Raw genomic sequence first — 13,178 nt, forward strand, 5'->3', positions numbered from 1 at the left:
AACGAGGATCAAAACACATGGCTGAGCAGGACAAGAAAAGTACCGAAGGCGGAAAAACAGTTGTTTTCCGCGATCAGAATATGCGCACAAGCTATTCCAACGTGGTGAACGTTGCGGCGACATCTGAAGAATTCGCGTTGTTGATCGGAACCGGACGCACTTGGCATGGACGGGGTGACGAGTTTGAGGTTGATTTGAACGACCGGATCATCATGACGCCTCAAACCGCCAAGCGGATGGCGGCGATGTTGGTGAACGCAATTGCCCAGCATGAATCGCGATATGGCCAAATTGATGCGGCAGCGCAGCCGCCGATGCCTGAAACGGCCCCCAAAGACATGACATAAGCCCATCTTTGGTTGGATGCATGGCACACGAGCAGTCAAACACCCAAGCCGCTGATCCGACCGTGGATAGCGGTTTGGGGGCGGCCTCAAGTGATAGCTCAGCTGCCCTGATGCAGTGGTGCTGTGATTTGGTGGAACGCACGCGCGGCGTGCGGGAAGCTGCTGTTCTTGTGTTGGATGGGGCCGCCGCTGCGCCAGTGGCGCGTGCCCCCGAGGCGATGGTGATTGAGCGGCGCGGTTATCTGACCGCGCTGCAGCAGATGCAACAGGCCAACGCACCTGTGGTCGTCCCGTTTGACCGGCCCGAGGATGAGATATTCGAAGCGATTGCCTTGCCCGTCGCGTATAAGGGCGGGGCGGGTGTTTTGCTGGTTGGGCTTGATGAGATGCCCGCGCGGCAGGCCGAATTGGTCATGGCGCATTTACAGGGCGTGTTGGGATGGGTGGTATACCACTTGTCCCAAGAGACATTGCAAGCGGCGCAAGATACTGTCGATATTCAGAAAAAAGGGTTTTTGGTGTCAGCGGAAATGTTGGATGCCGAAACACCTATAGAGGCGCGGCATGCGCTTGTGTCGCTGGCCGCGGATTATCTGGGGGCCACACGCGCAACACTTGTGCGGCGTAAGCTATTGGGCGGTACAAGGGTTGAAGCAGTCTCGGGTGAGACAAAGTTTGACCGCCGGTCGCGTCTTAACGATCTGACATTACAGGCGGCGCAAGAAGCCTTGATGCGCCGCGAACCAATCAAGTGGTGTCGCGGCCAGTCTGCCAACAACTCCATGGTGGCGCGTCTGGCTGCCGACCAAGGCGAAGAAGCGGCGATTGCATTGCCGTTGGCTGATGCGCGTGGTCGCATGTCTGAGGTGATTGTGCTTCAATGGGCCCATGCCGAGGTCATGCCGAAGATCGACAATTGGTCGTCTTTGTGGATATTGGCGCGTCCAATATTGGCGCTGCATGATAGGGCCAGTTACGGGGCGTTGGCGCGTTTTGGACAAACGCTTTGGCGCGGGATCGAAACGCTTTTCGGGCCTGCAAACATAAAGACAAAGGTGATTGCGTCTGCGGCTATTTTGGCTGTTTGGGCTGTGATTTTTGTCGAGGTTCCCAACACCCTGCGGGCCGAAGCCGTTGTCGACGACCCAGATCTGCGGGTTATCAGTGCGCCTTCAGAGGGATTTCTTGACGCCACGTCGGTGCTGCCAGGAGACTTTGTAACCGAAGGGCAGGAATTGGTGCGCTTGGACAGCACCGACCTGCGCTTGCGCGAAGTGGAACTTCAGGCCCAGATGGCCCGCCACGCGGCCGAGGCCGCTGTCGCGCGCCGCAACAGGGATCGTGGCGCGGTAGCCGTTGCCGAGGCCGAGGCCGCTGAAACTGCAGCACGCCTTGCCCTTGTCCAGCGTGATATCAGTGCCAGCATCATCCGTGCGCAAGCCGATGGGCTAGTCTTGGATGGTGACTTGCGTTCGCGGTTGGGGGCGCGTGTCACAGAAGGTGAAACCCTCATGCAGATTGCCCCGCGTCGGGGTGTCGAACTGCGGGTTTCGGTAAGTAATCGCAATGGGGCAGAGCTTGAAAACGGTTTGGAAGGCACAGTGCGGCTTAAATCTGCGCCACAAGAGCAACTTAGCTTCACAGTGACCCGTGTCCGTCCGGGCGCCGAGCCTATAGATGGGGATTTGCGCTTTGTGGCCTATGCCCGTCTTGCGAAGACCGATTTGAATCTGGAAAATGGGATGCAGGGGATTGCCCGCCTTGACAAGGGGACCGCCCCGATATGGCGGGTTTGGCTGCTGCCGATCTACGAAACTGCATATCTGTTCTTCTGGCGCTGGATGCCTTAATGTCACGTGCCCCGTTGCTCAGCCAGGATTGGTATCGGGTTGCGGACCTAAAACCGCGTATCCGTCCGCAGGTGTCTATCGCCCTTCACGAATATCGCGGAAAACCGTGGTATGTTCTGACGGATCGGTCATCCGGGCGATCTTTTCGCCTGCCAACACAGGATTTCGACATTTTGCGTCGTTTCGACGGCGATACGACTGTTGAGAAGATTTGGAACGACTTGGCATGGAGCGGCAACACTGACCTGCCCCCGCAAGACGAATTTATCGAGGTCTTGTCGCGGCTCTATGATGCGGGGCTGGTTTTGGTGAACAGTCTGCCGCGTTTTGGGTCTTTGGCGCGTAGTCAAACGGCCAAGAAACGCGAATGGCTGACGCGCTTTTTGAAATCCCCAGTGACCCAAAAGATACCGTTGTTCAATCCATCACCTTTGATTGAAACACGGCTTGTGACAGCGTTGTCTCATTTGGTCTTCAGCCGAAGCGGGGCGGCTCTTTGGGCGTTGCTGATCCTGTCGGGTCTTTACGCGGCTTTGTCCAATTGGGAGCCTCTGACAGCGAACATAACAGACCGGGCTTTATCCCCGACGAATTTGATCGTTATGGTCTGTGTCTACCCGTTTGTGAAATTGCTGCACGAATTGGCCCATGCCATGGCTGTGCGCAGATTCGGTGGGACCATCACCCAGATGGGGATCATGTTTTTGATCTTCGTGCCCATGCCGTTTGTGGACGCATCACAGGCTAACGGCTTTCGCACCCATAGCTCTCGTGCTCTTGTAGCGGCTGCCGGAATCCTTGCCGAATTTGCGATCGCGGCGATTGCCGTGATCCTGTGGGCCAAGGCCGACCCCGGCTTGATGCGGGCCATCTTGTTCAACACGGTTGTGATTTGCACCATCTCGACGCTGTTCTTCAATGGTAACCCGCTGTTGCGCTTTGATGCTTATTTCGTTCTGAGTGACCTAACCCAGACACCCGGTCTTGCGACACGCGGCCAACGCTTGTTGGGGCGCAGGTTCAAAAAACTGTTGGGCGTTGATCCCGGTCCCGATCCCGAGACGGCCTTGCAAGGTGAAAGACTGTGGATGGCAAGCTATGCCGTGGCGGCAGGTATTTATCGTATCTTCATTGTTTTTTCTATCGCGTTGATTGTGGCCTCGACACTTGGAGAATTGGGGCAGATCCTTGCGGTCTGGGTCATCGTGGGCGGCCTTTTATGGCCGCAGGCGAAGGCGGCTATTGATCTGGTGGGCGCACCGTCGGTTCGTAAAAGAAAGGAACTTGTCATGGCGCGTGGCTTTGCTTTGGTGGCTGTCTTGGCGATTGTTTTGTTTGTGATCCCGTTCCCAAGTCGGACCACGGTCAACGCGCTTGTCACCCATGCGCCGGGCGCAGAAGTTTTGGCACGCGCCGAGGGTACGATTGAATCAATCAATGTCATGTCGGGCACGCCACTGCAGCAAGGTGATGTTATCCTGACGCTTACAAACGACCGGCTTGTGACGGAAAGTGGGGCACTGGAGGCGCGTTTGGCGGCGATTGACGCCCGTCTGAGGCGTGCCTCGGCGCGGTCTGAAGTCACGCTTTCGACCGCGATCAAGCGTGAGCGTAGCGCGGTTGAAAACTCTTTGGGCGAAGTGCGGCGCCAGATAAGCCGTGGGGCAGTGCGCGCCACGACCAATGGCCTTTGGGATCCCTCGGATCCGCCGCCACAATTGGGCGCACATGTGGTGCGCGGTATGTTGTTGGGCTGGCTAGACCAACCAGAAAAGCGCCGACTTGTCGCGCACATCCCGGAATCGGCTGGCCGTCAAATGCAGCGCGGGATCACGGGGGTAAAGGTGTTGCTATCCGCCCATGAGGTCCATGAAATACCGGTGTCCTCGCTGGCCGTGCGCCTTAATGCCAGCCGCATCCTTGCCGAACAGCGGATGGCCGATCGGTTGGGCGGGCCGGTTCTGACCGACCCGGAATCTGAAAATGGTGATCTGCGTGCCCTGAACCCCGGACACCCCGCGGAAATAAAAATGGACCTGTCGGGCGTTCCTGTCGGGCGCATCGTAGCTGTCAAATTGATGCATCCACCTGAAACCCTGTTTTCGCAGATATGGCCACGGATCACATCAATCGTAAGGGACCGCTTTGGACCAGGTGCATGATATTCCGCTTCCAAACTCGGGGCGTTTCTTGCGTCCGCCTGAACGGATTGAGGTGCCGCATTCCAAACGCGGCTGGAATGTCCGCCCGCGGCTGCGCAGGGGCCTTTTTGTCACGCGGTATAACCGCCGTGTCATCCTGAAGACCGTTCATGCGCTGAGATCACAAAAGCGCATAGCGGCCCTAGATGCCGAACAGTTAAAGCAAGAGGCGGCCGATGTAGGACGTGACCTTCGCAAAGGCCGTTTGACCCGCGCCCTTGTTGCGCAGACCATCGCCTTGGTGGACGAGGCGGTATTTCGCACCAACGGATTTCGCTTTCATGACAGCCAGATTCAGGCGGGTATGTTACTTGGGGCTGGCTGCTTTGTTGAGATGGCGACAGGCGAAGGCAAAACATTGACCGCCACCATCCCGGTTGCGCTGCATGGGTTGGCTGGCTGTTCGGTCCATGTCGTGACAGTGAACGATTATTTGGCAAAACGTGATGCTGGCGAAACCCAGCCGATCTATGCGATGTTAGGCCTTGAATGCGCCGCGTTGGAACACGACATGAGCGCCGGCGAAAAACGTGCCGTTTACCAAGCTGAAATTGTCTATTGCGCCAACAAAGATCTTGTCTTCGACTACCTCAAAGACCGCGTGCGTTTTGATGAGCTGTCATCTTTGGCCTACCGTGTGCAAATGCATGGCAGTGACCAAGGACCGATCCTGAGCAATCTGGATTTCGTCGTGATAGATGAGGCCGACTCGGTCTTGATCGACGAGGCAAACATCCCCCTGATCCTGACCGAACCGCGTGATGATGCGCTATCAGAGGTTTTTGTCAGACAGGCAGTGGACCTGGCTGCAAGCGCACCAAGCGATGTTTGGGAACTGGCCGACAAGCTGGGGTATCGGACGTTGAAACCAGAACGGCTGCGTTCACTGATTGATACGCTGCCTGATCCTGCGCCAGAGTGGGCTTCTCTTGCCGTGGCCGAAGAATTGCTTGTGCAAGCGCACACCGCGCAGGAACGCTATGTTCGCGATGTCCACTACATGATAGAAGACACAAAAGTCGTCCTGATCGACCCACAAACCGGACGGCCAACTCCTGATCGGACCTTGCCGTGGGGCTTGCAACAAATCATCGAACTTCGCGAAGGTTTGGAAATCAGCAAAAGCCGCCGTGTGATCGCCAAGCAAAGCTTTCAGGGCTATTTTGGAAAATATCACAAGGTCGCGGGGATGAGCGGCACCCTGAAAGAGGTGGGCGGCGAGTTGCGGCGCATCTACAAAATGCCCGTGATCCCTGTGGCACCCAACAGGCCCGTCATTCGTTTCCTTGACCAAACCCGGCTTTTTGCCACGTCGGATCAGAAAATTGATTGGGCAATCGGTCGTATCACAGAGTTGACCAAGCAAGGCCGGCCTGTCCTGATTGGCGTCACCAGCGTGCTGTTGTCCGAACAAGTCAGTGCCGCATTGGACCGAAGGGCGTTGCCGCATGATGTTCTGAATGCACGTTACTTGGAACCAGAAGCAGATATCGTCGCGCGGGCCGGTGGTGTCGGCCGCATCACGGTTGTCACCAACATGGCGGGTCGTGGCACGGATATCAAACTGACTGCCCAAACTCGGACGGCGGGCGGATTGCATGTGATTATATTGGATGCGCTCGAAACGTCCCGACTAGAGCGCCAGCTTTTCGGTCGTGCTGGTCGACAGGGCGATCCGGGCAGCTACGATGTGGCACATGCGCTGGACGAGCCAGAGCTGTCTCGCCTGATTGGAAAGAACCTTGTTTCGCTCTTGCGGCACAGCTACACAGTCGCGCCCAGTTTGACGAAATCACTGTATTTCCGCATTGTTGCACTGCGGCGGGCAAAACTGGAAAAAGTCAGGCGAAAAAGACGGATCAAGGTTTTGAAAAGCAAGGAAAAACGAGATGACCTTATGGCGTTCACACGGCGTATTTAGCCTGCTGATGCTCACTTTTTTCGGGGGTATGGGCACCGTTGTAGCAGCGCAAGGCCAAGACGAGTCGTATTGCTTGTTGGCCCCCCTTAACGATACGGCGCTTGGCCTGCCCGGTCGCAAAATTCTGGCGGACAAGCCAGCCGATCTTGGGGATGCAGTCAAAAAGGGTGACGTGCTTTTGCGATTTGCATCGGGCGGTTTGCCGGCGCAGATCGAAGAAGCCCGCGCTGAAATGGAATACGCGCGTAGCAATGTCGAGCGTGCGAAAGAACTTGACCGCGTCCTGACGCGCGCCGAACGCGACGAACGAGACACCCAATTTGCCGTCAAATCGGCACGTCTGCGCCAGTTGGAGCTTGAACTGTCAGATCACATCATCGTTGCCCCGCACGACGGGATTGTTGTGGATGCATCACTATCTGTTGGTGAGGTGTCGGGTGATGATCCCGCAATGCGATTGGTTTTTCTGGAAACGCTGCGGGTCGAGATGGATTTTCCGCTGACCGCTTTCGGGCAATATCGCGTTGGCGACACCTTGTCGATCGCGGTGGATGGTGTGACACAGCGTGACGCGACGATCACCTTTGTCGATCCGTTGATCGACCTGGCCAGCCGAACATTCCGCGTGCAGGCTCATTTGCCCAATGAGGATGGTAAATTTACAGCCGGGATGGAATGCCGTATGTGATCAATTTTTTTGGGGGGGATGACTGCGACCTCGGTCCCCACCGCCTTGCCTGATGCCTTTTCCATTTTGGCAGGCATTTGTGCTGCCATCACGGCTCCGAGCAGCCAGGCCTCTGCTCAATTCAGCCATCCTTCCAGCACGTGTTCGCCTGCCCTGCAGACATCGCGTACGCAGTAATGATCATAAAGCAATGAAATTGCTGCGATTTTACTACGCTAATCGGCGTCAAAGAGCGATGGTCATAGCACCAAAACGATGCAACTCACCTGAAAGGCCCAAGCCATGAGCAACCACATCACGCTGCCCAGCCAAAACGAAACCTTCGGCTTCTTTGGCACGGTGACCAATTGCCCGCACCGCGACCGCACAAGCGCGGAGGTCTGGGCCCTGGCCTGCAGCCTTATCGCGGACGCAACCCACGCTGACAGCGAAGACGAGATGATCGGCATCCGCGATTTTCTCGACAGCCGCATGGGCCGGCATTTCGCCGACGATGTGATCGGCAACCTCACCGGCTGTAGCATCAACCTTGAGACCGCGATCACCGCCACAATCACCAAATGGCAGGACTGGCGCATCAGCCGCCGCACCCAGCGCGAAGAGGGGATACCCGCGGGGCTGCCTTACCTCACCGGCTGGGTGCAGCATTTTGCGATCACGGCAGCGATGGAAAACGCCGACTGACCCAAGATTTGCATCCCAAACTTAACGAGGTCCCGATGCCAAAACTCACCGACACCCAAGCCGCCATTCTTACCCGCGCCGCCTCTCGCCCTGGGAACTTGGCCATGCCGCTACCCGACGGGTTGGCTGGCGCTGCGGCCAAGATGGCGGTGACCAAGATGATCGAGCGCGGCTGGCTCGACGAGGTCGATGCCAACATTAGCCGCAATGAGCCGCTCTGGCGCGAGACCGGCGATGGTCATGGCACCACGCTGATCGCCACCGAGGCTGGGCTTGAGGCCATCGGGATCGACCCTGTCGTGGCCAGCACGCTCAACAATGTCCGCAAGGCAGCCCCGGGCACCAAATCTGGAGGCGTTGCTGCGGACGACATTCCGACGCTGAAGCTGGCGTCCATCCGGCAGGGTACCAAGCAGGCCCTGTTGATCGAACTGCTTCAGCGACCCGAGGGCATTTCTATACAAGAGATTGCCAAAGAGCTCGGCTGGTTGCCGCATACCGCGAGAGGTGTGATTTCCGGCGCGCTCAAAAAGAAGCTTGGCTTGCCGATCAGTTCCGAAAAGCAAGCCGGTCGCGGTACCGTTTACAAATTACATGCGGCCTGAGCACGCTAGTCATCGCCAGCGCTCAAACAGCCGTCGAAGGGCGTAGCAGCGCGCAAGCGATATCATCACGAACATTGCGCCGATCGCGAGGTTGTCGCCCAGACTGACCTGCAACCCAAACCACGGGAACACCATAAGCTGCGTCATCACCGCGAATAAGTAGCCGACCATGACATTGATGATCGCTTCGATTAGCGAACGGTGGCGCGACTGCATCAGGCCGCCAGCCTCTGGGATTTCAGCGCGGCGAAGGTTTCTCCGCTGTCTACCAGCACCGCCTCTTCACCGGTAAAGGCCTGCCAGCGCTCGATGGCCACATCTACGTAAATTGGGTTCAGCTCCACGCCGTAACAGACCCGCCCTGTGGTTTCCGCCGCGATCAGCGTGGTGCCGGACCCCATGAAGGGCTCAAACACGGCCTGGCCGGGGCTGGAGTTGTTCAGGATTGGCCGGCGCATGCATTCAACCGGTTTCTGTGTGCCGTGGACGGTATCTGCGTCCTGATCCTTGTTTGCAATCTGCCACAACGTGGTCTGTTTGCGATCCCCCGCCCAGTGGCCTTTGCCCTTGGCGCGCACGGCAAACCAGCAAGGCTCGTGCTGCCAGTGATAGTCACCGCGACTGAGCACCAGCCGGTCCTTGGCCCAGATAATCTGCGAGCGGATGTTGAAGCCCGAGGCAATCAGGCTGTCGGCCACGGTCGCTGCGTGTAGCGCGCCGTGCCAGATATAGGCGACATCGCCGGGAAACAGAGACCAGGCCTCGCGCCAGTCCGCGCGGTCATCATTCAGCACCTTGCCAGTGCGTTTGGTTGCGGCAGCACCTGCTTTGTTGCGCCAGCCTGGGTCGTATTCCACACCATAGGGTGGGTCCGTGACCATCAGCAGCGGTCTTACATTGCCGAGCAGGCGCCCAACCACATCGGCAGACGTACTGTCACCACAGATCAGCCGGTGCGATCCGAGCTGCCAGAGGTCGCCCATAACAGAGACCGGCGTGACCGGTACTTCCGGGATATCATCCTCACCCTCGACCGGACCATCAGTGCCCAGCGCATCAGGGTCTTGCAGCAGCGCGTCGAGTTCTTCGTCCGTAATCCCCAGGAGCGACAGTTCAAAATCATCCGCCAGCAGCCCAGCGATCTCGTCGCGCAGCATGGTCTCGTCCCAGTCACCCAGTTCAGTCAGTTTATTGTCGGCGATGCGGTAGGCCCGCCGCTCGGCTTCATCCAGATGCCCCAGCCGAATGACCGGCACATCTGTCAGCCCCAGCATCGTTGCGGCCAGCACCCGGCCATGCCCGGCGATCAGTTCGCCATCGTCGGCCACCATGCAGGGCACGGTCCAGCCAAACTTGGCCATGCTGGCGGCAATCTTGGCCACCTGGTCGTCGCCATGGATCTTGGCATTACGGGCATAGGGGCGCAGCCGGTCGATCGGCCAGACCTCAATCTGGCTCGGTGCAAAGACGAGGTCCATCGACGGTTCTCATTTAGGGCAGGGGCGACATACCGATGCTCACGCCGGTGTGACCGGCGAGCAGAACAGGATCCGCGATGTCAGGAAAACTAAAAGCGCCCGAAAGGGTTATTCTTCGGGCGCAATTCTTCGATGATTGAGGGGTACGTCAAGGGGGCTAGAAAAGTCAATCCCAAATGTGAATCAGAGTCACATTTTTGCCAAGAGGGTGCTGTGCTAGAGGCGTCAGTGGTGGATTCTTGACAAAGATAGGTGGATTCCCAAGTGGATTCTTGATTGAAATAGTCAAGAATCCACTCTGAAAATACTTAAGTCCCTGAAAGTAAACATTTAATAACGGCCTCTTTTTTGGGTGGATTCCAAAGTGGATTCCCCGGTGAAAAAGCCACGCGCTAGCGAAATGGCGTGCTGCGCCCCCCCGTATACAGATCGGGCCGGGGAGGAACCACGCCCGGGGGGTATGCTGGTCATCTGACCACTGGCAGATCCGAGATTCTCGTCGTGTAGCGTGGACTGCGGTGGTTGGCGCGCAGTTGCCAAGAGCGTGACGTACCTTCACTGGCGAGGACCATCGTCTTCTTACCGAACCGGTTGTTGACAGCATCAAGCGCAGTCATCAGTTTTGGTGATCGCTGCGGCGCATCGAACAGCGTCCTAGGTCGATCCTCAAGAGGGAGCAGATCATCCAACATGACCCCCGCTTTGGTGAAGGCGTAGCTTTGAGGGTCGACCTTTGGCCACGCGGCGATTGCACATCGCTTGGCGGCTGCGACCATTTCAAACGTGTCACAGGACATCGGCGTCAGGCGTGTTGAACGCGAGCCTGCATATTGGGGCCGGTCGGGGCGGTGCCGGTTGGTGTGAAAGAACACCGTCAAAGTGCCCGCGACCAAACCGTGTTGCCGGAGCTTTTCGGCCGCGCGCGTTGCATGCGCCGTGATCGCTTGGAAAACGGTATCGAAATCCGTCATCGGCGTTCCGGCTGAGCGGGTCACCGCCATGCCCTTACGCTGCGGTTCGACGTCGTCAAAGGCGATACATGGCTCGCCTTGCAGCTCAAGCACTGTGCGCTCGAGAACGACAGTTCCCAGCGCACGTGCCTGGCGTAGTGGCATGTCACGCAGCTGGGCGGCTGTGCTGATACCTAGACCTTCAAGCTTTCGTGTTGTGCGCCGCCCAATGCCCCATATGTCGCCTACCGGTACGAGGGGCAGCAGCCAATCGGCCAACTCAGGGTCGGTCATATCCAGAACGCCGGCGAAGATGGGATTCTTCTTCGCGATATCATTGGCGCATTTTGCGAGCGTTTTGGTCGCCGCAATCCCGACCCGAACGGGTACGCCAACGCGGCGCAGCACATCTCGGCGTAGTGCCTTCGCATGGATTACGCGGTCCTTGAACCCGCTGAAATCGAGAAAGCATTCATCGATCGAATAGATCTCGACGTTCGGTGTGTAGTCTTCATAGACCTCGACCACACGGCGGCTGATATCCCCATAAAGCGTATAGTTCGATGAAAACACCCGAACCCCATGTGCTGCGATCTTGTCACGCAGCAGGTGCAGCGGCTCGCCCATTTTGATGCCCAGCGCTTTCGCCTCATCGCTGCGTGCCACAGCGCAGCCATCGTTGTTTGACAGAACGATGACCGGGACGCCGTTCAGGCTTGGATCAAAAATTCGCTCGGCGCTCACATAGAAATTAGCGCTGTCGCTGATGGCTATGGCTCGCATTACGCCAGGTCATAGCGCCGCACGACGCCCGCAATGACGCCCCAGATCTCACTGTTTTCTGTGAGCTCAATGTCGGGAAAGGCTTCTTGGCTGTTGGCGGGCGACAAGAAGTATTTGCCATCCCTCTTGCGCAGTATTTTGGCGGTGACTGCGCCATCTACGACTGCGAGAACTGCACGGCCGAGACGGCGTTTTCCGGCTCGATCAACAGCAATTATATCGCCATCACGAATTCCAACATCCCATAGACAGTCGCCCTCAACACGCCACCAAAAAGTCGATGTGGGATGCCGTACGACCCAAGCGATGGGATCAATCTCGTCCTCGAGGTCGTCCCCGGCCGGCGAGGGGAAGCCCGCGCTGACCAGGGGCAGGTGGATGGGTATGGTTTGCCCAGATGCGAAAATGGGCGCTTCTATCGGATAGACGGGCATGCACGGTTCCCTCTTGTTCGCTGTTTGTTCTCATAGGTCGCGCATTTAGGTATGTGAGTCAAGCGGTGACAGCGTCCGTAGATGGAGGTGTGTGTGGTTAGGCAGATGTTAGCGTGGTTGTTCGGTAGAGCCTCTATGTCAGCGTAGGCGTTCAAAGTCGTTCGCATCCAGGTTGAGGCGTATGCCCAGAGTTCCGCTACCATCTTTCACAGGACGTTTGTGCAAGCCAATATTGAGACCAGTGATCTCTGTGTATGCAGCACATGCTTTTGCAATCCTGCTTACAAGCCATTCTTGCGTCTCGTAATGACCATCACGCGCCAATCGGTCAATCTCTGCAATTAATGGATCATAATCAAAAACGTGGGTCATTCCGTCTTCTGACACGAGCACTTTTTCTGCAGCGATCGATAAGGTCATATCTAGGATATGGGCCTCCGGAATCGTGTCATTTTCGCCGTAAGTTCCAATGGCTGCTTGCAGCACCAAGCCTTTCAGTTCGATTGTGGCGGTGGCTACCAATTGAATGCTCCTTGAGTTTTTAAGCCTGCTCCTGGCGCGAAACGGTCAGGCAAAAAGTTGTTATTTTGATGATGCGTTAAGGTGATCTTAGGCGGGTTTGTTTCGGCTTCCAAGGTCGCTGTGCCGGCAGGGGGGCGGCTATTTCAACTTCCCGCAGCATATTCCCGATTTGTAGGCCTTTTTGGATCCATTCCAGCGCCTTCCACCAGTCGTTATACGCTCGTCTCGCCGCTGCAATCTGCTCTGGATGGGGCGAATAAGTAACGGGACAGGCCCGCACCTCCATGGTCCGCCACTTCCCTTTCACCAACACGCGCTCGGCCCCAACGACAATGCTGACAGCGCGATCCCCGTGGCGGTTCCGTTTGATGTCCACTGGAACGCAGCGTGGCACAGCCCCCGGCATCCAATCCGGCGTGAGCCCAGCGCGCGCGAGCTCGGCCACCCGGACGGCCATGCGCTTGCCACCGAGGTTGTCAGGGATCCCGGCTACGGTGGCCGCTATGACCTCAGCTTCCTCGTGGGTGGAGGTGCCCATCTTGTACTGGCCGCCATCGATTTTGCAGCCCAGAACTGCGCGTTGCATGAGGACATATTCGAGGCCGAACCCAAACCCCTGGCCGCGCTCTGGATCAGGTGGTTCGGGCAGCTCAAGCTGAGCGCATTCGGTGCGAAAGGCCCATTCCAGCGCCTGCTGTACAGTCATCACGCGCTT

At 57.4% G+C, this 13,178-nt stretch carries 13 protein-coding genes; 7 read left to right on the forward strand and 6 right to left on the reverse strand.

Features of this window, described 5'->3' with window-relative positions:
• Positions 1-17: 17 nt before the first annotated feature.
• The 7 genes from XMD517_RS11310 to XMD517_RS11340 all read left to right on the forward strand — a co-directional run bounded on the left by XMD517_RS11310 (position 18) and on the right by XMD517_RS11340 (position 8,296).
• The gene (locus tag XMD517_RS11310; protein WP_173488009.1) at positions 18-347 is read left to right on the forward strand and encodes a DUF3467 domain-containing protein; all 330 of its coding nucleotides are present in this window, start codon (positions 18-20) and stop codon (positions 345-347) included.
• A 20-nt stretch (positions 348-367) separates the two neighbouring features.
• Positions 368-2,197 carry an efflux RND transporter periplasmic adaptor subunit gene (locus XMD517_RS11315; protein ID WP_173488008.1) on the forward strand — a complete coding sequence of 610 codons (1,830 nt, stop codon included), beginning with the start codon at positions 368-370 and terminating at the stop codon, positions 2,195-2,197.
• On the forward strand, positions 2,131-4,359 hold the full coding sequence (locus XMD517_RS11320; protein ID WP_173488007.1) for a hypothetical protein: 2,229 nt from the start codon (positions 2,131-2,133) through the stop codon (positions 4,357-4,359). Before XMD517_RS11315 ends, XMD517_RS11320 begins: the two co-directional genes overlap by 67 nt.
• Positions 4,352-6,319, forward strand: coding sequence for a DEAD/DEAH box helicase (locus XMD517_RS11325; RefSeq protein WP_371732388.1), 1,968 nt, complete (start codon positions 4,352-4,354; stop codon positions 6,317-6,319). Before XMD517_RS11320 ends, XMD517_RS11325 begins: the two co-directional genes overlap by 8 nt.
• A gap of 73 nt (positions 6,320-6,392) precedes the next feature.
• A complete protein-coding gene (locus XMD517_RS11330) occupies positions 6,393-7,007 on the forward strand; it encodes an efflux RND transporter periplasmic adaptor subunit (protein ID WP_173488005.1) in 615 nt (204 codons plus the stop codon).
• A 282-nt stretch (positions 7,008-7,289) separates the two neighbouring features.
• Complete coding sequence (locus XMD517_RS11335; protein WP_173488004.1) at positions 7,290-7,691, forward strand: hypothetical protein; 402 nt, start codon at positions 7,290-7,292, stop codon at positions 7,689-7,691.
• 35 nt (positions 7,692-7,726) lie between these two features.
• Positions 7,727-8,296: a DUF3489 domain-containing protein gene (locus XMD517_RS11340; RefSeq protein WP_173488003.1), complete on the forward strand. Its 570-nt coding sequence runs from the start codon at positions 7,727-7,729 to the stop codon at positions 8,294-8,296.
• Between the two features lie 9 nt (positions 8,297-8,305).
• Here the strand turns inward: XMD517_RS11340 and XMD517_RS11345 are convergent, their stop codons facing one another.
• The 6 genes from XMD517_RS11345 to XMD517_RS11370 form a co-directional block, all read right to left on the reverse strand.
• The gene (locus XMD517_RS11345) at positions 8,306-8,512 is read right to left on the reverse strand and encodes a hypothetical protein (protein ID WP_371732387.1); all 207 of its coding nucleotides are present in this window, start codon (positions 8,510-8,512) and stop codon (positions 8,306-8,308) included.
• Entirely contained in the window at positions 8,512-9,774 is a 1,263-nt protein-coding gene (locus XMD517_RS11350; protein WP_173488002.1) for a site-specific DNA-methyltransferase, read from the reverse strand. The genes XMD517_RS11345 and XMD517_RS11350 overlap by 1 nt, the downstream gene beginning before the upstream one ends.
• Positions 9,775-10,241: 467 nt before the next feature.
• Positions 10,242-11,507 (reverse strand): Y-family DNA polymerase, encoded by a 1,266-nt coding sequence (locus XMD517_RS11355; protein WP_173486863.1) that lies wholly within the window; start codon positions 11,505-11,507, stop codon positions 10,242-10,244.
• Positions 11,507-11,941, reverse strand: a complete 435-nt coding sequence (locus tag XMD517_RS11360; RefSeq protein ID WP_173486862.1) for a LexA family transcriptional regulator — start codon at positions 11,939-11,941, stop codon at positions 11,507-11,509. Before XMD517_RS11360 ends, XMD517_RS11355 begins: the two co-directional genes overlap by 1 nt.
• Before the next feature lie 138 nt (positions 11,942-12,079).
• Positions 12,080-12,463: a dihydroneopterin aldolase gene (locus tag XMD517_RS11365; RefSeq protein WP_173486861.1), complete on the reverse strand. Its 384-nt coding sequence runs from the start codon at positions 12,461-12,463 to the stop codon at positions 12,080-12,082.
• Positions 12,464-12,539: 76 nt separating this feature from the next.
• Positions 12,540-13,169, reverse strand: a complete 630-nt coding sequence (locus XMD517_RS11370) for a hypothetical protein (RefSeq protein WP_254449739.1) — start codon at positions 13,167-13,169, stop codon at positions 12,540-12,542.
• Between the last annotated feature and the right edge of the window lie 9 nt (positions 13,170-13,178).

It is taken from the genome of Aliiroseovarius sp. xm-d-517 (assembly GCF_013283135.1).
Classification (GTDB): domain Bacteria; phylum Pseudomonadota; class Alphaproteobacteria; order Rhodobacterales; family Rhodobacteraceae; genus Aliiroseovarius; species Aliiroseovarius crassostreae.

Bases quoted from the DNA above. Each gene is read 5' to 3' on its own strand.
- XMD517_RS11360 (WP_173486862.1), bottom strand. From the start codon at position 11,941: ATGCCCGTCTATCCGATAGAAGCGCCCATTTTCGCATCTGGGCAAACC.
- XMD517_RS11370 (WP_254449739.1), bottom strand. From the start codon at position 13,169: ATGACTGTACAGCAGGCGCTGGAATGGGCCTTTCGCACCGAATGCGCT.
- XMD517_RS11320 (WP_173488007.1), top strand. From the start codon at position 2,131: ATGGCGGGTTTGGCTGCTGCCGATCTACGAAACTGCATATCTGTTCTT.
- XMD517_RS11335 (WP_173488004.1), top strand. From the start codon at position 7,290: ATGAGCAACCACATCACGCTGCCCAGCCAAAACGAAACCTTCGGCTTC.
- XMD517_RS11355 (WP_173486863.1), bottom strand. From the start codon at position 11,507: ATGCGAGCCATAGCCATCAGCGACAGCGCTAATTTCTATGTGAGCGCC.
- XMD517_RS11315 (WP_173488008.1), top strand. From the start codon at position 368: ATGGCACACGAGCAGTCAAACACCCAAGCCGCTGATCCGACCGTGGAT.
- XMD517_RS11310 (WP_173488009.1), top strand. From the start codon at position 18: ATGGCTGAGCAGGACAAGAAAAGTACCGAAGGCGGAAAAACAGTTGTT.
- XMD517_RS11340 (WP_173488003.1), top strand. From the start codon at position 7,727: ATGCCAAAACTCACCGACACCCAAGCCGCCATTCTTACCCGCGCCGCC.
- XMD517_RS11345 (WP_371732387.1), bottom strand. From the start codon at position 8,512: ATGCAGTCGCGCCACCGTTCGCTAATCGAAGCGATCATCAATGTCATG.
- XMD517_RS11350 (WP_173488002.1), bottom strand. From the start codon at position 9,774: ATGGACCTCGTCTTTGCACCGAGCCAGATTGAGGTCTGGCCGATCGAC.